Source organism: Martinezella tropici (genome assembly GCF_003287875.1).
Taxonomy (GTDB): Bacteria; Pseudomonadota; Alphaproteobacteria; order Rhizobiales; family Rhizobiaceae; genus Rhizobium; species Rhizobium tropici_C.
In genome coordinates this window covers 264,251-280,956 of sequence record NZ_QMKK01000022.1, presented here as the reverse complement: position 1 = coordinate 280,956, position 16,706 = coordinate 264,251, and the positions used below count along the sequence as shown (strand labels likewise).

General features: G+C 58.9%; 16 protein-coding genes and 2 tRNA genes. 7 read left to right on the top strand and 11 right to left on the bottom strand.

Going from position 1 to position 16,706, the window contains the following annotated elements:
- Window positions 1-1,041, bottom strand: a complete 1,041-nt coding sequence (locus DQ393_RS06615) for a cysteine synthase A (RefSeq protein WP_112340977.1) — start codon at window positions 1,039-1,041, stop codon at window positions 1-3.
- Between the two features lie 295 nt (window positions 1,042-1,336).
- Between DQ393_RS06615 and DQ393_RS06610 the strand changes: the two genes are divergently transcribed.
- A complete protein-coding gene (locus tag DQ393_RS06610) occupies window positions 1,337-2,167 on the top strand; it encodes an SDR family NAD(P)-dependent oxidoreductase (protein WP_112340976.1) in 831 nt (276 codons plus the stop codon).
- Between the two features lie 3 nt (window positions 2,168-2,170).
- Here DQ393_RS06610 and DQ393_RS06605 read toward each other — a convergent pair whose 3' ends face one another.
- Entirely contained in the window at window positions 2,171-3,628 is a 1,458-nt protein-coding gene (locus DQ393_RS06605; protein WP_112340975.1) for a cryptochrome/photolyase family protein, read from the bottom strand.
- Between the two features lie 249 nt (window positions 3,629-3,877).
- On the opposite strand from DQ393_RS06605, the gene DQ393_RS06600 reads away from it, so the two are divergent.
- Window positions 3,878-4,990, top strand: a complete 1,113-nt coding sequence (locus DQ393_RS06600) for a sn-glycerol-3-phosphate import ATP-binding protein UgpC (protein ID WP_112340974.1) — start codon at window positions 3,878-3,880, stop codon at window positions 4,988-4,990.
- A gap of 249 nt (window positions 4,991-5,239) precedes the next feature.
- Here the strand turns inward: DQ393_RS06600 and DQ393_RS06595 are convergent, their stop codons facing one another.
- From DQ393_RS06595 to DQ393_RS06585, 3 genes are all read right to left on the bottom strand, one after another.
- Complete coding sequence (locus tag DQ393_RS06595) at window positions 5,240-6,154, bottom strand: ABC transporter permease subunit (protein ID WP_112340973.1); 915 nt, start codon at window positions 6,152-6,154, stop codon at window positions 5,240-5,242.
- A 7-nt stretch (window positions 6,155-6,161) separates the two neighbouring features.
- Window positions 6,162-7,046 (bottom strand): carbohydrate ABC transporter permease, encoded by an 885-nt coding sequence (locus DQ393_RS06590; RefSeq protein ID WP_112340972.1) that lies wholly within the window; start codon window positions 7,044-7,046, stop codon window positions 6,162-6,164.
- 98 nt (window positions 7,047-7,144) lie between these two features.
- Window positions 7,145-8,497 (bottom strand): extracellular solute-binding protein, encoded by a 1,353-nt coding sequence (locus DQ393_RS06585; protein ID WP_112340971.1) that lies wholly within the window; start codon window positions 8,495-8,497, stop codon window positions 7,145-7,147.
- Between the two features lie 329 nt (window positions 8,498-8,826).
- Here DQ393_RS06585 and DQ393_RS06580 point away from each other — a divergent pair, with 329 nt between their 5' ends.
- Entirely contained in the window at window positions 8,827-9,390 is a 564-nt protein-coding gene (locus tag DQ393_RS06580) for a sugar O-acetyltransferase (RefSeq protein WP_112340970.1), read from the top strand.
- On the opposite strand, the gene DQ393_RS06575 is transcribed toward DQ393_RS06580, so the two are convergent.
- On the bottom strand, window positions 9,387-9,698 hold the full coding sequence (locus DQ393_RS06575) for a hypothetical protein (RefSeq protein WP_112341075.1): 312 nt from the start codon (window positions 9,696-9,698) through the stop codon (window positions 9,387-9,389). The two genes, DQ393_RS06580 and DQ393_RS06575, sit on opposite strands and share 4 nt — an antisense overlap.
- A gap of 116 nt (window positions 9,699-9,814) precedes the next feature.
- Here DQ393_RS06575 and DQ393_RS06570 point away from each other — a divergent pair.
- Both DQ393_RS06570 and DQ393_RS06565 read left to right on the top strand, forming a co-directional pair.
- A tRNA-Asn gene (locus tag DQ393_RS06570) sits at window positions 9,815-9,889 on the top strand.
- A gap of 349 nt (window positions 9,890-10,238) precedes the next feature.
- The gene (locus DQ393_RS06565) at window positions 10,239-10,598 is read left to right on the top strand and encodes a DoxX family protein (RefSeq protein WP_245430269.1); all 360 of its coding nucleotides are present in this window, start codon (window positions 10,239-10,241) and stop codon (window positions 10,596-10,598) included.
- Between the two features lie 217 nt (window positions 10,599-10,815).
- Here DQ393_RS06565 and DQ393_RS06560 read toward each other — a convergent pair whose 3' ends face one another.
- From DQ393_RS06560 to DQ393_RS06545, 5 genes are all read right to left on the bottom strand, one after another.
- On the bottom strand, window positions 10,816-11,142 hold the full coding sequence (locus DQ393_RS06560; protein WP_112340969.1) for a hypothetical protein: 327 nt from the start codon (window positions 11,140-11,142) through the stop codon (window positions 10,816-10,818).
- Between the two features lie 209 nt (window positions 11,143-11,351).
- Entirely contained in the window at window positions 11,352-12,458 is a 1,107-nt protein-coding gene (locus DQ393_RS06555; RefSeq protein ID WP_112340968.1) for a porin, read from the bottom strand.
- Between the two features lie 781 nt (window positions 12,459-13,239).
- A tRNA-Cys gene (locus DQ393_RS06550) sits at window positions 13,240-13,313 on the bottom strand.
- Window positions 13,314-13,515: 202 nt separating this feature from the next.
- Window positions 13,516-13,656, bottom strand: a complete 141-nt coding sequence (locus DQ393_RS33355) for a hypothetical protein (RefSeq protein ID WP_162736968.1) — start codon at window positions 13,654-13,656, stop codon at window positions 13,516-13,518.
- Between the two features lie 376 nt (window positions 13,657-14,032).
- A complete protein-coding gene (locus DQ393_RS06545; protein ID WP_112340967.1) occupies window positions 14,033-14,458 on the bottom strand; it encodes a Rap1a/Tai family immunity protein in 426 nt (141 codons plus the stop codon).
- Window positions 14,459-14,909: 451 nt separating this feature from the next.
- On the opposite strand from DQ393_RS06545, the gene DQ393_RS06540 reads away from it, so the two are divergent.
- Window positions 14,910-15,578, top strand: coding sequence for a protein-L-isoaspartate O-methyltransferase family protein (locus DQ393_RS06540; protein WP_112340966.1), 669 nt, complete (start codon window positions 14,910-14,912; stop codon window positions 15,576-15,578).
- Window positions 15,579-15,824: 246 nt separating this feature from the next.
- Window positions 15,825-16,706, top strand: coding sequence for a PopZ family protein (locus DQ393_RS06535; RefSeq protein WP_112341074.1), 882 nt, complete (start codon window positions 15,825-15,827; stop codon window positions 16,704-16,706).

Below are 16,706 nucleotides of genomic sequence, written 5' to 3'. Positions count from 1 at the left end.
TCACGCTGTTGTTTCGTATGGGACGGCGATTTCAGTCCGCTTTTCCAAGTAGCCTGGCACCGGCAAGCCCTTCGACTTCAGGAAGTCGGGATTGAAGAGCTTGGACTGGTAGCGATTGCCGTAATCGCACAGGATGGTCACGATCGTATGTCCGGGACCGAGATCTTTGGCGAGACGAACCGCGCCGGCAATATTGATGGCCGTCGAACCGCCGAGGCACAGGCCCTCGTGTTCGACGAGATCGAAGACGTAGGGAAGCGCTTCGGCATCGGTAACCTGATAGGCGAAATCGGGCGTGAAGCCTTCCAGGTTCGCCGTGATGCGGCCCTGGCCGATGCCTTCGGTGATGGAGGAGCCGGAGGATTTCAGCTCGCCGTTCTTGTAGAATTCATAGAGGGCCGCGCCTTCCGGGTCGGCAATACCGATCTTGACGTCCTTGTTGAAGGCATGCAGCCCCATGGCTACGCCCGCGAGCGTGCCGCCGGAACCGACCGAGCAGATGAAGCCGTCGATCTTGCCATCGGTATCGTGCCAGATTTCCTTGGCGGTCGTCTCGATGTGGGCCTGACGGTTGGCGACATTGTCGAATTGGTTTGCCCAGATCGCGCCGTTAGGCTCGGTCTTTGCGAGCTGTTCGGCTAGCCGGCCCGAGACCTTCACATAGTTGTTCGGGTTCTTGTAGGGGACAGCCGGAACCTCGACCAGCTCGGCGCCGAGCAGCTTCAGCGCATCCTTCTTTTCCTGGCTCTGTGTCTCAGGAATGACGATGACGGTGCGATAGCCGAGCGCCTTGGCAACCAGCGTCAGGCCGATGCCGGTATTGCCGGCCGTGCCCTCGACGATGACGCCGCCGGGCCTCAGCAGCCCCTTCTTCTCGGCATCGCGGATGATGTAGAGCGCGGCGCGATCTTTCACCGATTGGCCGGGATTGAGAAATTCGGCCTTGCCGAGAATGGTCGAGCCCGTCGCCTCGGAGGCGCCCTTGAGCTTGATCAACGGCGTATTGCCAATTGCTTCGAGGACGGACGGATGGACGGTCATTGGAATCTGCCTTCTGTTCGCAACTACTGTAAGAACGGTCTTTTCCCTTCACAAGGCGGTATAGGCAAGAAATTCTGTTCCTCGCTATTTGTTCGCGCCGCAAAATTCGACTTGGCAACCTTCGTCCGCCGAAGTCTGCCACACGGCGCGCCAGTCTCCATTCGGTGACATTGTTTCCCTCGCTGGGCCGCCAAACAGGCCGAAAGCGGCCACAATGATACGTTATTTCTAAAATGCCACGGGCGGCCTCGGTAAAGCGTTTGATTCAGGCGGCCGCCAGCCAAGGAGAAGAGCCATGAGCCCGTTCATCGCACGTCCTGAACATGGAGTCGTCTGGATTACCGGCGCGAGTTCCGGTATCGGCCGCGCGCTTGCGCTGAAACTGGCAGATGAAGGCTATAAAGTTGCCGTGACTGCCCGCAGCCATGACAAGCTTCTGGCCTTGCAGGCAGAGGCAAGCGCACTTGCCGGCAGCATCGTCGTGCTCGATGGCGATGTGACCAATGCCGAGGATATGGAGCACACCGTTGCAGCCATCGAATATCAGCACGGCCCGGTCGCCCTGGCGGTCCTGAACGCCGGCATCTATCTGTCCGCGCGCGGTGAAGACCTCAATCACGAGGCGTTCGAGCGCAGTTTCGCGGTCAATCTTCATGGTGTCGTCAACTGCCTCGTTCCGGCGGTCCGACATATGCGCGCCAGGGGATACGGCCAGGTTGCCCTCGTATCTTCCGCCGCCGGCTATGGCGGCCTACCCGGGGGCGCTGCCTATGGCGCCAGCAAGGCCGCACTCATCAACATGGCCGAGAGCTTGAATTTCGAGCTCGATCGCATGGGCATCCGTATCCAGCTTGTCACGCCCGGTTACGTCGATACGCCGTTGACGGCAAAGAACAAGTTCGAGATGCCCGATATAGTATCGGCGCAGCAGGCGGCCGAGGCGATATCGGCCGGATTGAAATCATCGGCCTTCAACATCTGCTTCCCGAAGAGCCTGGTTTTCCGGGCAAAGCTTTTGAAGTTCTTGCCCTATAGCCTCTATTTCCGGGTGCTCGGATATCTTCTGGGAAGCGGCAGGAAGCGCCGGCCTGTCGGGCCGCATATTACCGCGCATCCGGCCGAATAGCGCCTATCCATCATCTTTAAGCGATGCGTGTGCAGCGAGTGCGCGCTGCCGCGCCATGGCATGATCGACGATCGGCCGGGGGTAGTGCTTGCCGAGTTCTATGCCTGCACGCTTGAGTACGTCATCAGGCGCCTCGAACGGTCGATGGATATATTTGCTTTCGAGCTTGGAGAGCTCCGGCACGAAAGCCCTCACATAGCGGCCATCCGGATCGAATTTCTCACCCTGCAGCACCGGATTGAAGATGCGGAAGAAGGGCGAGGCATCGGCGCCGGAGCCCGCAACCCACTGCCAGTTTGCCGCATTGGCGGCCGGATCGGCATCGACGAGCGTATCCCGAAACCAGGCTTCGCCTTTGCGCCAGTCGATCAGCAGATCCTTGATCAGGAAGGAGGCCGCGATCATGCGAACGCGATTGTGCATCCAGCCATGGCGCCACAGCTGCCGCATGCCGGCATCGACGATCGGATAACCGGTTTGCCCGCGTTGCCAGCGTGTGAGCAGCTTGGCATCGGATAGCCACGGAAAATCATCGTAGCGATTGTTCCAATTGGCTGTCCGAAGCTTCGGGAAATGAAAGAGCTGATGGTAACAGAATTCCCGCCAGACAAGCTCCTTGCGAAAGCGGACGATATTATCCGCCGAGATTTTGCCTGATAGTCCGCGCGTCGCGTGCCAGATACGGGCAGGCGAAATCTCTCCGAGCGCCAGATGCGGCGAGAGCAGGGAGGTCGCCGGTCTGTCCGGAAAATCGCGGCCGACCGCATAATCATCGATGGCGCCATCGACGAAATCCTTGAGCTTCTCATGTGCCGCGGTCTCGCCCGGCGTCCAAATGTTAGGGAATTCTGCTGCCCAGTTGGGCTTTGTGGGCAGCATTGACCAAGAGGCGAGCGCGTCCGATTGCGGCCAGCGGCTGGGTGCGAGGAGCTTTGCGGGCGCTTCTATCGGAAACGGCGGCTCGCCGGATTGCTCGAAGGCACGCCAGAACGGCGTGTAAGTCTTGTAATGGTCGCCTGCGCCCGTGCGAAGGCGTGTCGGTTCATGCAGCAGCTGGCCGGCAAAGCTGTTGGCCTCGATGCCCTTGCTCCGCAACGCCTTCTTGATTTGGATGTCCACATCGATCCCAGCCGGATCGTATCGACGGTTCCAGACGACGGCTTCAGCCTCGGTTTCCTCAATAAGTTTTTCGAGCACCGTCAGCGCATCGCCCTGGCGGAGGATGAGCCTGCTTCCGAGTGCATTGAGGGCGGTTTGCAAGGCGGTGAGCGAATGATGCAGCCACCATTGCTGCGCTCCGCCGAGCGGGCCACGCTCCGTTGCATCCGGCTCGCGAATATAGACGGGAATTACCGCGCGGCCCGATATTGCCGCCGCCTGTAACGCGTGGTTGTCGTCGAGGCGGAGATCCTTGCGAAACCATAGCAGGATGGGATTCGGCTCTTTTGTCGATGTCGTCATGGTCCTGGCCGATCGCCTATCCTCTGTGCTTGTCGCATGCCTTGTAACGGGGGAAACCCCCATACGATGCCGACCATCGTATGGTTTCGCTACCGCGCGTTACATAAGCGAATGCCACACGCAACTCGCGTAAGGAAAACTCGCTATCCTCTGTGGTATAAGGAATGCTTGTCACTGTTCTGTAATGCAAATTCGCTAGCAGTCCACCCGATTGACGTGCCGAGAATGGACAGGCGGGGAAGATTAAAAATGGCGGAAATCCGCATCGAGCAAGTTCGCAAGGCCTATGGCCGCAATCCGGTCGTTCACGGCGTCGACCTGAATTTCCGATCGGGCGAATTTGTCGTCATCCTCGGACCTTCCGGCTGTGGCAAGTCTACGCTGCTGCGCATGATCGCCGGCCTTGAGGACATCACCTCGGGCGAGATCATCATCGATGGCAAGGTGGTCAACCAGCTCGAGCCGCGCGAGCGCGGCTGCGCCATGGTCTTCCAGAACTACGCGCTCTATCCGCACATGGATGTCGCCGCCAACATGGGCTATGCGCTCAAGGTTGCCGGTGTGCCGCGCGCCGAACGCGAGCGCCGCATCAAGGAAACTGCCAAGATCGTTGGCCTCGAAGATTTCCTGGCCCGCAAGCCGGCCGAGCTTTCCGGCGGTCAGCGTCAGCGCGTCGCCATGGGCCGCGCCATCATCCGCGAGCCGAAGGTCTTCCTTTTCGACGAGCCTCTGTCCAACCTCGATGCCAAGCTGCGCGTGCAGATGCGTGTCGAGATCCGCCGCCTGCACAAGCGCCTGTCGGCCACATCGGTCTTCGTCACCCACGATCAGGTCGAGGCCATGACCCTCGCCGACAAGCTCGTCGTCATGTACAAGGGCAATGTCGAGCAGGTCGGCACGCCGCTCGAGGTCTACAACACGCCGCGCACCCGTTTCGTCGGCTCCTTCATCGGCTCGCCAGCCATGAATTTCCTGGAAGGCACTTTTGCTGCCAATGGCGAACAGTTTATCTTCGACGGCATTCCGATCGCTATCGACGCCAATATCGGCAAGCGCCATGCCGGTCAGCCGGTTGTCCTCGGCGTCCGTCCCGAGCATGCGCGTCTCGTCCCCGCAGGCACGCCGGGCGCTATCCCGGCAACGGTCGATTTTGTCGAAGAACTCGGCGCGGGCCGCGTCATTCATTGCGATATCAACGGTTCGAGCTTCGCGGTCGCCGTTGCCGACCACACGACAGGTCAGACCGGTCAGTCGGTCGCGCTGGAGCTGCCGCAGCAGCATACCCATCTCTTCGCCCAGGATACCGGGTTGCGGCTCGATACCGTCGCCACAGTCACGCCGCTGAAGGTGCTGGCGAGCTGATTTTCAAACATAACTTTTCAACAGGTGCGCCCGGAAGTCTTTCCCGACTTCCGGGCTTTTATTTTCGGCCATTGCGAGCCAGCGCCCTCTCCAATCGCGTATGAAGCGAAATCGTTGCCGCAAGGTCGTTCTCCCCTCGCGGAGAGAGCGATCTTGCAGTGTCGACGTGCCTCGCACGTGCTTGCACCGCCGCGCGCCGAGAGAGGAGACTGGTTCGCAATGACTGCACCGAGCATGGTGCAGGAGCACTTACTTCTCGGTTGCGATCAGGCCGCGAACGAACCAGCGCTGCATCAGCACGACGACGGCAAGCGGCGGCAGCATGACGATCAGCGTGCCGGCCATGGCGATGTGCCACTCGGGAAGGCCGCCGATGTTCGGGATGAGCTGCTTGAGTTCGGTGACCGCAGTCATGTGAGCTGGATCGGTGGTGACGAGCAGTGGCCACAAATACTGGTTCCAGGCCCAGAGGAACATGATGGTGCCGAGCGCGGCCATGTTGGTGCGCGACAGTGGCAGCAGGATATCAATGAAGAAGCGCAGCGCTCCGGCGCCATCCATACGCGCGGCCTCGGTAAGCTCGTCCGGTATCGTCAGGAAGAATTGACGATAGAGGAAGGTCCCGGTCGCCGTTGCGATCAGCGGCAGGATCAGACCGAGGGAGGAGTTAAGCAGCCCGAAATCCAGTGAGATCTGAACACCCGTGAGCTTCTCGACAAGCCAGCTGATGCCGGTGATGTCGAGCAGCCCCTGATAGGGCGACAGGACGTTCGCTATGACCGCATAGGTCGGCACGATACGCACTTCGAGCGGCAGCATTAGCGTTATGAAGATTAGCCAGAAAATGAAGTGGCGGCCCGGATAGCGAAAATAGACCAGTGAGAAGGCGGTGATCGCCGAAATGGCCACCTTTCCTACCGCGACGCCTCCCGCAAAGATCAGGCTGTTCAGCAGCTTGGGACCAAGATTGGCAGTCGTCCACGCCGTCTTCATGTTGACCCAGAAGTCCGAGCCGGGGATGAGCGACATCGGCACTTTATTGACATCGGCGAGATTATGGGACGCCGCTATGGCGACGATGGCGAAAGGTCCGACTGCTACGACGAAGCCGATGAACAGGATCAGGTGCGTGAAGAAATTAAGGATGGGTGTGCGCTCGACCATATCAGCCTCAACGGTAATGCACGCGCTTCTCGATGAAGCGGAACTGAAAGATGGTAAGGACGATGATCAGCAGCATCAGGATGATGCTCTGCGCCGCCGCACCGGAAAAATCGAGGCCTTTGAAGCCGTCTGAATAGATTTTGTAGACCATGAGATTGGTCGAGTTGTGCGGGCCGCCCGATGTCATGATGTCGACGATGGCGAATGAATCCTGAAAGCTTTCGGTGATGTTGATGACAAGCAGGAAGAAGATCGTCGGCGTGATCAGCGGGAACTGGATGTCCCAGAACCGGCGCAGTACGCCGGAGCCGTCCATGGCGGCCGCCTCGATCAGCGAACGCGGGATGGCCTGGAAGGCCGCCAGAAAGAAAATGAAGCTGTAGCCGATATATTTCCACGAGAAGGCGGCGATGATCGAGGCCATTGCGGCCGTACCGTCAAGGCCCGGATCCCAGAAACCTGGCCAATAGTGGTTGACGACCGACATGAATCCGGCCTCCGGCGCCAGGATGAAGCGGAAGGCCATTGCCGACGCGGGAGCCGCGATACCATAGGGCCAGATCAATACCACGCGGTAGATTTTCGAACCCCGCAGCTGCCGATCGGTCAAAGCAGCAAGTATCAGTGCGGCCCCCATGGAAATACCGGTACTGATGGCCGCGAAAATGATGCTGATCGTGACTGAGTTCCAGTAATCAGTATTAGCGAGGATCGATTTGAAATTGTCGAGCCCGACCCAGATATTGCCGCCGCCCCAGGGCTGCTGCAGCGTCAGCGACCAGAAGACCGCCTGACCGGCCGGCCAATAGAAAAAGGTGAAGATGAGGAGCAGTTGCGGCACCGCGAACAGGATGCCGACACTCCACTTGCTGAAAGTTATACGCTTTTCCATTGTCTCTTCCGGCTTGGTATCCCGATGCCACGCTTGCTCTCATAACGAACGTCCGCCGGGAATCCCGGCGGACGTTGTCTGTCGCGAGCTTGCGCTGCTTACGGCAGCTGCTTGCCCTTGTAGGTGGCTTCGAAGCGGTCGAGGACGGCGTTGCCGTTCTTGACCAGGTTGTCGATGCCTTCCTGGACGCTGACCTTGTTGGCGAAGATGGCCTGCATCTGGTTGCCGAATTCGGCGCGGATCTGCGTGAAGTTGCCGAGGCGGACACCGCGGGTGATCGGGGTCGGCTCGGAAGCGGTCAGGCTGGCGATAGCGACTTCGCGGCCCTTGTAGGGAGCCTTGTCATAGAAACCGGAGGACTTCATGAAGTCGAAGCCGGACTTCTTGACCGGGATGTAGCCGGTGTTGGTGGACCAGAACAAAGCCGTTTCGGGCTTGCCGATGAAGTCGAGGAACGCTGCAGCCCCCTTGTATTCGTCAGCCGACTTGCCGGAGAGAACCCAGAGCGACGCGCCACCGACGAGCGAATTCTTGCGCTCGGTACCGGCGTAGACCGGAAGCTCGGCGACATCCCAGTTCATGCCGGCCTTCTGCGTCTTGCCAACGGTACCGTGGTCGCCGACCGAGGTCATGATCATCTGGCAATCGCCGGCGGCGAAGGCTTGAACCATGTCCTGGCCGAGGTCCTTGGACTTGATCTTGATGAGGCCCTGGTCGTACCAGCCCTTGAGGTCCGTTACGTACTTGACGAACTTCGTCTTGTTGACGGTCAGGCGGGCATCGAGGCCGTCATAGCCGTTGTTCTTCGTGGCAACCGGCTGATCGTGGATAGCAGAGAACTGCTCCATCAGCTGCCAGCTTTCATTGCCGGAGATGTTGATCGCCATCGGGCAATCATAGCCGGCGCCCTTGAGCGCCTTCATGTCTTCGGCAGCTTCTTCCCAGGTCTTCGGAGCGGCGGTCTTGCCGATCTTGGCGAAGGCGTCCTTGTTCCAGTAGAGCAGGGCAGTCGAGGAGTTGAACGGGAAGGAGAGCAGTTCGCCCTTGGAGGTGGCGTAATAGCGGGCAATACCCGGGAAATAGTCGTCCCACTTAACCTTGTAGCCGTTTTCGGACATCAGCTTGCTGACCGGGTAGTAAGCGCCCGAAAGCATCATGGTGGCGGTGCCGACGTCATAGACCTGGACGATCGTCGGCTGCTTGTTGGCGCGGAAGGCGGCAATGGTGTTCTGCAGCGCGGCGTCGTAATTGCCCTGGCTGACGCAGGAGACTTCGTAATCCTTCTGGGAATCGTTGAAGTTCTTGCAGAGCGTCTGTACGACGCGTTCCAGGTCGCCCGACAGGCCGAACCAGAAATCGAACTTGGCCGGAGCAGCGGCAGCAGGCAAAGCCAGCGCTACGCTCATGACGCCGGCAGCAGCGGCCGAAATGTAGTTTTTAAGTTTCGACATAATCCCTATTTCCTTTTTGAAAGCTCGGAACCGGTGGCCTTGCGCAAGTCCGCGGTAGCGCGGGTTATAGACAAGCTGTGTGACAGTTTGTTGAGGGCAAGAATCCCGTATTGCCGGGCATTTCCGGCCGAAATCAGGGATTTCGGGCAACCAATCTTTGAACGATCAGGCATTTGAGTCAACGCTAATCGAGGCGTGCGATATTGGCTGGTTCGCGCCGGGCTCCTCGCATATTCGTAAGCCGAAGATTGGCTTGCTTGCTGCCTGCCCGAGTGGTGATGCATGATCGCTTCGAGACGAATCCGGAGAAGCATGCGAGGAGGCAAGCAATGAACCTGAGCGAGCGGCAGAAGATGGCGGCGGGAGAATGGTATTGCTGCTTCGATCCCGAGCTCGATCGTCTGCGCTGGCAGGCCCGGGAAGCAGTGCATCAGCACAATACGATGCCGCCTGTCGAGCGCGGCAATATCGGACCGGCTCTGGCGGCGCTCTTTGCCGATGCCGGCGAGAATGTTTTCATCGAGGCTCCGTTCCATTGCTCCTATGGCATCAACATCTCACTCGGCCGGCGGGTCTATATGAATGCCGGCTGCACCATTCTCGACAGCGGCAGCGTCCGCATCGGCGATGGCAGTATGCTGGGACCGGGCGTCCATATCTACTGTGCCGAGCACCATAAGGATCGCGAGCTGCGCGGTGCGGGTATCGAAATCGCGCGGCCGGTCACCGTCGGCAGCAGCGTATGGATCGGCGGTGGTGCAATCCTTGTCGGCGGCGTGACGATCGGCGATGGCGCAATCATCGGCGCGGGCGCGGTCGTGACCAGGGATGTCGCAGCCGGTGCGACCGTTGTCGGCAATCCAGCCCGCGCGATCGGCGCAGCGACCGACTAGTCCGCCGGACGGCGTTTCTTGGCCCACCAGACGGCGAAGCGGCGGCGCCAGCGTCGAACGATGGGCATATCGTGCGAGAGCACGATGAAGCCCAAGGGCAGCATCCAGAAACCGAGCACCGGCAGGAAGCCGAGCAGGCCGCCGAAGATGAGGGCAACTCCCACGCCCAGGCGGGCAAGGCGTGACTGCGGCAGGGGAATTCTCAAGGAGCCGAAAACAAGCTCGCGTGTTGCGGGATCAATGCCGAAACGGCGGGTTTTCCGGCCATTTCGATCGGCATTTTCGGTCGTTCGGCTCTGATCGGTCATCCACAGGAAATGGTGAGGCGGGGAAATAATGCAAGAGAATTCGATTTTTTTGAAAAAACCGCTTGGCAAATCGAGAAAGCATTTGTAGAAGCCCACTCACACCGCGCCAAGCGCATTCCCTGGTAGCTCAGCGGTAGAGCATTCGACTGTTAATCGACAGGTCGCCGGTTCGAATCCGGCCCGGGGAGCCACTTTCTTCCATAAATATTGCAGCATAGAGATAGTGGCGAAAGCGTCGTCGTTTTGCCGAGCGATGGTCGTTGTCTCGTGCAGGCGGTTGGCCAGCCTCTGAACGGCAAAGCTCTGGCAGCGCAGTTTGGCAGTTTTATTGCACATGCTTCGCGCCGGCAGTTTCTCGACCTCTGTCTTCTATCTGGATTTCCCCGGCAAACCGTTCTCATTGCCAGCGTTTCCAAGTCGTGGCAGGATCGCGTGCTCTTTGCACCGGCTGGGACCGCAAGGGGGCAGGGGAGATCTGGCATGGTGGAGAATGCAGTCGCCTGGAAGGCGGCTACGCGTCGCATTTCGTGGGCGGGATGAGTGCTCACGGCGATCGTGACTCTTGCTTTTGCGGCCGACGCCGCCGTCAACTTGTTTTCGCCCGCCACACTTACGGCGGAGATGACCGCAACCGGATTTTCGGCCAATCAGGCGGGAGCAGTCGGGCTGATCATCCTCGTCTGTGCGGTTCTTTACGCAGTTCCGCACACGGCGGTGCTCGGCGCAGTCCTGATGACGGGCTTTCTTGGCGGCGCAATCTGCACGCATTTCCGTCTTGGAGAGATCGGCTCGCCGCCACAACTTATCAGTTTGCTTCTGGGAGTCATGGCGTGGAGCGGGCTTTATCTTCGCGATGAACGCCTCCGGCGCCTTCTGCCCATCCGCTCTGCGATCGGGTGAAAAGCGGCGCGCACATCATTCTCGATTTTTTGCCGCAACAGCAAGTGACTTGCGCTGCAGTTGATTGTCCGGACAGCGCGAATGGCAGTAGGCTAATCCGAAAACAAGCGGCCGCTACCGATATCTCAGCAGCGGCCGTTTTCTTTTGGTGCAGTCGGAAGGATTGCGTGTCCGTTTCATCTTGCCTTGCGGCTTAGCGGGAAGCGGCGCTGGGATATCAGGGGCGGATTTCCAATATTACGCCGCTATGGTGCCGACGATAATAACGACGGTCGTCCCGCCATCTGTCGTCCCGCCATCTGTTATGCCAATGGCGGCGTTCCCAGCGGCGCTCCCGCCAATGGCGGCGGTCGTAATCACGGTCACGCCAATAAGGCCGGCGGTCGTAATCTGGATATCTGCGTGTTCCGCGTTCCTGCACCAGGATGACGTTCGAAGCCGTCGATGAACTGCCAAGCGTTGTAGACGCGGCGGGCAGGGCAGCCGATAGTACGGAACCCAAGGCAAGCGCGGCGGTCAAGGCGATTGAGGCGAGATGTTTCAAGGCGGTAACTCCTATATTCAGCCACGTCCCTTTCAGCGAAAAACGCCACGGTGACGACAAGGTTCCCTTCTCCGGTTGATCGGAAGCCTTGTGACACGCGTGCTGATCGCAGGATGGCTCTGCAATTTCCAGGAGTTGCCGTCAAAAAGGGGGCCGGCAGGGAAAGCCGGACCCCTTCCTTCTCTGATCGGAGGTCAAGTCTGATCAGGTCAGAAGTTGCGTTCGAAGCGCAGGATGCCCGAAACGGTGTCGTCGTGGGCATAGTCATAGTGAACGTAAGTCACTTCCGGCTCGACCAGGAGATTCTTGACCGGATTGAACTTCAGGTTCGTGGTTGCTTCGAAGATCTTCGAGTCGCTGTAGGCAAGCTGCAGGTTCCACTTCAGCTTGTCGTTGAACGGAACGCCGACGCCGCCCCAAACGGCCCAGTCACCCCAGCCGCACTTAGAGGCATTGACGGTGCCGTTCGGCGCCGTGCAAGCGGAGACGTCCTGGTTCGTGCCGGCATACTTGTTGAGCTTGTCGCCGTCGGTGTTCCAGCCGCCCATCAAGAAGGCCGTGAATGCGCCGAAATCGGCATCGACGCGAGCCTTGATGGCGCCTTCTTCGACGATCGAGTCATAACCGCCGACAACCTTGAAGCCCCATGCACCGGACTTGAAGCCGGCACCGGCAACGACGTCGGGAGCGTAGTGGTTGGTCCGGTCGTCCGTCCACCAGCTTGCGCCGTAGGATGCCGAACCGGTCGTGGCGGAGTTGGAATCTTCAAGCGAGATCACTGCCGAGAAGCCGTTGCCCGCATCATATTCGTAGGTCAACTGGTTGAGTTCGTATGGGCCGTCATAGATCACGTCGTCGTTGATGACGTCGCCGGCGTAACCGATGTACAGGTTGTACTGCGAGTCCTTCTTACCAACGGTGAAGCCGCCGAGGCTGATGTAGGACCATAGCAGGTTGGTGGAGGTGGAGCCGCCGTCGTTCCAGTCCCAACGAACGATGGTTTCGGTCTTCAGCGGACCGTATTCGGTGTCGGTCGCGGTGTCGACGTTCAGCTCGGCGCGCGTGTGCCAGAGCGTGCCCTGGTGGCTGTCACGGTTGTAAGCATTGTACCATTCACCTTCGGTACGAACCTTGCCGCCGATCTTGAGGCAGGTTTCCGTGCCCGGAATGAAGAAGTAGCCAGCACCGTAAGCGTCGCAGATGCGGACGTATTCCAGCGGCTCCGGCTCAGCGGCGACGATGGCGTCGGCCGCGTGAGCACCGGAAACTGCCGCGAGCGCAGCAGCGGAGCCGAGAAGAAGGCTCTTGATGTTCATAGTAACTCCAATCTTTCTTGATTGGGCATGAGATATCGCGCCGAAAACGACGTGCCCAACCCCATCCCGTTCATGTTCCCTATTCAGTAGGTGCGAAGTAATAAGCTTCGCGAACTATTTCGTGAACCTGCTTCGCTGATTTGGCAAGATACTAAGAGTTACGAACTATATGCGCACTACTTGAAAATGGACGTTGTTGCAAAAATGACGCAATTCGTTAATCGGGACCGACCACGGCCGCTTTCGATATCGTCAGCACGACATCCGCTTTTATAGCGTGGAAACGGCTGGAGTTGGTGGGTGAAAGGAATATGCGAGCGGCCGATATAGAGAAGAGGGCTGCCGTCATATGATCATAGTTATGCCACCCACCGCTTCTGGTCGATCGACTATGAGCAATCACTACGCCCTCCTACAAATTTAAGGCTTTGAACCGCGGTTGCGGAAATGATTCTCCAGGAAAGAAATCGGGGAAAGGGCGTTTTCCGAGCCGGCTTGGCTGTGGTGCGTCCGACGACATTACTTTGGGGGCGTATTCTCGTCGGACGCGGCACTGTCCGGCTCGGGGGTGGCGTCCAAACCGGTAGCGCTGATTTTAGCATCTACCGCAGGTACCTATAACCTACCTGAATGGACTGGCGCCTCTGGCTAAGGGCTCACCCGAAAGTGAGCGGACCGTTCCGGCTATGGCCCCAGGTCAAAGAAGGCAAAGCGTCAGCCAATGGCCGCGTCTTCAAAAAGACGCCCCGAATTCCACTGCCTACCGATATAAAGGGGAGAATGGAGGCCTCGCCCGGAATCGAACCGGGGTGCAAGGATTTGCAGTCCTCTGCGTAACCACTCCGCCACGAGGCCATCCGGAAACAATTTGCGTTGTGGTGGCGCGGATTTAGAATGATCCAAAGAAAACCGCAAGAGGCAATTTTTGAAAAATGTTCTGTTCGATTTCTAAAGCATGTGGTGGCTGAAACCGATCCATTTGCCGTTCGTTCGGCGGGCATGGTTATCCACACCACCGTTTTGGATTGCTGTGCGTGTCAGTGGCAACCTGTTCGCATTATGTCGTCAGGATAAGCAACGCGACGCCAAGCAGCGTCAGAGCTGCGAAGATTGGCAGCAGCATCTTCATGACCAGCCGAGCGAGCTTGTTGCGCTCGCACGACGTCAGCGTAGACCACGGCGACCTCGGCAATTCCATAGAGATTCCCCCCACCGCAGCGTCGCATTTGAAACTGAAATGACGCTTAAGGTACAGGGGAGATGGCCTTTCTGCAGACCGGGCGGCGGAAATATCGTGAGGCGCAGCTGGGTGTTGCGGCGATCGTCACGTCCGGAAAAGCAAAAGCGGTCCAGTCTAGGGAAAAAACTGGGCCGCCTTTCGCTGGACTAGAGGTCAATCAAATTCAGCGTCCTAATTATAAGTTTTACTTACTAATTGTCAACAGGAATGAGATGTTGCGTGCCTCGGTGACGTGGGCCAAGCAAAGGCATTGTTCCACGGGTCTTCATGCTGGGGCGGGATTTTGGAAGATTCAATTGCTTATGGGAGTTGAAGCCGCAGGGACTGTGAATGCCTATTCCTCAAGGCATGGAAAGGCGAATTTGTAGGAACGTGCGATCAGCGAACTGGCGGGGCGTTCGAGCTGCCATGAGTGTTCCGCCATCCACTTGCAGGCGATCGCGGTTGCCTTTGTGTTGCTGAGATCGGGCGGCAGGCAGAAGGCGCCGACAAATTGCTGAAGATAGCGCTCGTAGCGGGACGAGTTCTTCGGCGTCTGCTTGGTGGCACGGATTGTCAGGTTTTTCGTCCGCTGCGCTTCGTCGAGAATGCCCTGAATATAGACCGAAGCGAGCGTGCGATCCTCTTCGCACCATTCGTCTAGCTGTTTTCCGGTCACGACGTGTCCGATGATGGGCGTCGCCTCCTGCGGAGCTTCCTCGCTCGATGCGCCTTGAGGCAGAAGAAGGAGAAGCGCTGCGAGGGAGAGCGAAAGCCTCATTCGGAAACCTACATCATGGAAGAAAGACTGGCAGCCAGGAAGACCACGAGCGGCAACGAGGTTGCAACGAAAAGAACGAGAGAGACAGGCATCCCAGTCACCTTCTATTCGAATTTAGTCTTAACCCGAAAGGCTTCGGGCCGGAAGGTTGATCTGTGACCACACTCAGGCGGTTCCAGGTTATGAAGCGTGGTCCTGGGAAGTTAACATTTTACTAACGGATGCTTCGATCTGAAGCACGGCGAGCAGCGCGATGTCGTCGGCAACGGGATTTGTCGAGAGGTTCGGACCCGCATTCCAGGGCGCCGTTTGTTGTGCGCGGGCGACGTCTGGCCATGAATCTCCGCCCCAGTTGCCGCAATGCCTTGAAAGCGTGGCGTCAGGCGATTAAGACACGCGTAACAGAAAGCAGAGCAGGCCCGTTCGGGCATGAAGGGCGCAAGAGGACAAGATGGATTTCGAAGCAGCGCGCGTGAAGATGGTCGAGAACCAGATCCGGACGACGGATGTCACCTCCCATTCCGTGTTGAACGCCTTTTTGACGGTACCGCGCCAAAATTTCGTGCCGGAGAAGTCAAAGCTCCTGGCTTATATCGACAATGACATCGAGATCGCCGCTGCGTCGGCCGGCAAGCCGGCCCGCTTTCTCATGGAGGCATCGCCATTGGCAAAGCTTCTGCAGCTTGGCGTCATCACCAAGCAAGACAAGGTTCTCGATGTCGGCTGCGGCACTGGATATGTAGCCGCCATCCTGTCGCTGCTCGCCGAAAAGGTCGTCGCCCTCGAAAGCGATGAGGAACTTGCCGCTCAGGCCAAGGCCAATATCGCCGCACTCGGCTATGACAATGTCACGGTCGTCACCGGTGATCTGGAAAAGGGGTACGCCGGCAATGCCCCCTATGACGTGATTTTTATCGATGGCTCGATCGAGCAGCTGCCGCAGGGACTGCTCGACCAACTCGGCGAAGACGGCCGCCTGATCACGGTCATCGGCTATGGCCATGCCGCCCGCGCCACTGTTTTCATGCGCGAACGCGGCGCCTTCTCGGAAAACGTCTTTTTCAACGCATCGATCAAGCCGCTGCCGGGCTTTGCCAAGGCCAAGGAATTCGTATTCTGATTTTCAGAACGGTCTGATGATCCAGCTTGCGACAGGCGCCTTGAGGCGCCTGTTTTTTATTGCCGTCGCCTGTGGCAGAATCGCAGGCGATGGAGCGATTCGTCGTGGTCGTAACAAAACTGTGCATCACCGGGTTTAGTGCTTTGACGGTGATTTTTTTCCCGAAGGCAGTCATCTAGGGTGGCCCTGATTCGGGTGCCGTGTTGGCGCGTTTCCGGTCGTTGAATATGGAAAACGGGGATGAATATGGCTCAGCCAAATGTAGTGCGTGAACCGTCCATGGAAGAGATCCTGGCATCGATCCGCAGGATCATCGAAAGCAACGAGCCTGTAGGCACCAAGCCGATTTCCTCCCCTCATCTTGCCGCTTCCAGCATGCGCGACGACGATATTCCGCTGACCGTGGATGAAGAGTTCGCTGCCGCGGATCGCGCCCGTGCCGCGGAGCAGGACCCGCGTTTCGTCGCCGCAAACTCGCAAATGCCCGTTGCCGAGCCGGATGGTGCCGGTCGCGGCCTGTCGCTGGCGGATGTCGCCGCGCGTGTGCGCGCTGCATCCGAACGCAACGCCGCTGCATTGCTGAATGCCGGGCGCGAGCCCCCGCAGCCGCGTGAATTGCCGCCGGCCATGGCCGCGCGTCTTGCCGAAGTCCATGTCGAGCCGATGGCCGATGTGCCGTTGCGGCACACCATTGCCGATATCGCAGCGCCGGCAGCTTCACTGGCCATGCAGGCTGCCGCAGAGGTCGGTGCCGAATCCGAAAGGGAAGAATTGCAGCCGACGGTCGCTGCCCCGGTGCCTCAGGTAGCCGCGTCGGTCGAGTCACCGGTTTTCCAGGCTCCGGAGCCGACCGCTGCCGTTGCGGCGGAAATGGAAGCGTCCCTGCCGCCGGCCCAGCTCGTGTCTGCATCGCCGCTGATGTCTGAAGCAGCCGGCGCGCAGGTTACCCGTTCGTTTGAAGAGCTTGCCGCCATCGTCGATGGCGGCCCGCGCCGCTCCCTCGATGAACTGGCTCAGGAAATGCTGCGCCCCATGCTGCAGGAATGGCTCGACGATAATCTGCCGACCCTCGTCGAGCGCCTCGTGCGCGAGGAAATCGAACGAGTGGCCCGCGGCCCGCGCCGCTGA

Excerpts from the sequence above, each read along its gene's own strand:
- DQ393_RS06615 (WP_112340977.1), bottom strand. The coding sequence starts at position 1,041 with ATGACCGTCCATCCGTCCGTCCTCGAAGCAATTGGCAATACGCCGTTG.
- DQ393_RS06610 (WP_112340976.1), top strand. The coding sequence starts at position 1,337 with ATGAGCCCGTTCATCGCACGTCCTGAACATGGAGTCGTCTGGATTACC.
- DQ393_RS06605 (WP_112340975.1), bottom strand. The coding sequence starts at position 3,628 with ATGACGACATCGACAAAAGAGCCGAATCCCATCCTGCTATGGTTTCGC.
- DQ393_RS06600 (WP_112340974.1), top strand. The coding sequence starts at position 3,878 with ATGGCGGAAATCCGCATCGAGCAAGTTCGCAAGGCCTATGGCCGCAAT.
- DQ393_RS06595 (WP_112340973.1), bottom strand. The coding sequence starts at position 6,154 with ATGGTCGAGCGCACACCCATCCTTAATTTCTTCACGCACCTGATCCTG.
- DQ393_RS06590 (WP_112340972.1), bottom strand. The coding sequence starts at position 7,046 with ATGGAAAAGCGTATAACTTTCAGCAAGTGGAGTGTCGGCATCCTGTTC.
- DQ393_RS06585 (WP_112340971.1), bottom strand. The coding sequence starts at position 8,497 with ATGTCGAAACTTAAAAACTACATTTCGGCCGCTGCTGCCGGCGTCATG.
- DQ393_RS06580 (WP_112340970.1), top strand. The coding sequence starts at position 8,827 with ATGAACCTGAGCGAGCGGCAGAAGATGGCGGCGGGAGAATGGTATTGC.
- DQ393_RS06575 (WP_112341075.1), bottom strand. The coding sequence starts at position 9,698 with ATGACCGATCAGAGCCGAACGACCGAAAATGCCGATCGAAATGGCCGG.
- DQ393_RS06555 (WP_112340968.1), bottom strand. The coding sequence starts at position 12,458 with ATGAACATCAAGAGCCTTCTTCTCGGCTCCGCTGCTGCGCTCGCGGCA.
- DQ393_RS33355 (WP_162736968.1), bottom strand. The coding sequence starts at position 13,656 with ATGGAATTGCCGAGGTCGCCGTGGTCTACGCTGACGTCGTGCGAGCGC.
- DQ393_RS06545 (WP_112340967.1), bottom strand. The coding sequence starts at position 14,458 with ATGAGGCTTTCGCTCTCCCTCGCAGCGCTTCTCCTTCTTCTGCCTCAA.
- DQ393_RS06540 (WP_112340966.1), top strand. The coding sequence starts at position 14,910 with ATGGATTTCGAAGCAGCGCGCGTGAAGATGGTCGAGAACCAGATCCGG.
- DQ393_RS06535 (WP_112341074.1), top strand. The coding sequence starts at position 15,825 with ATGGCTCAGCCAAATGTAGTGCGTGAACCGTCCATGGAAGAGATCCTG.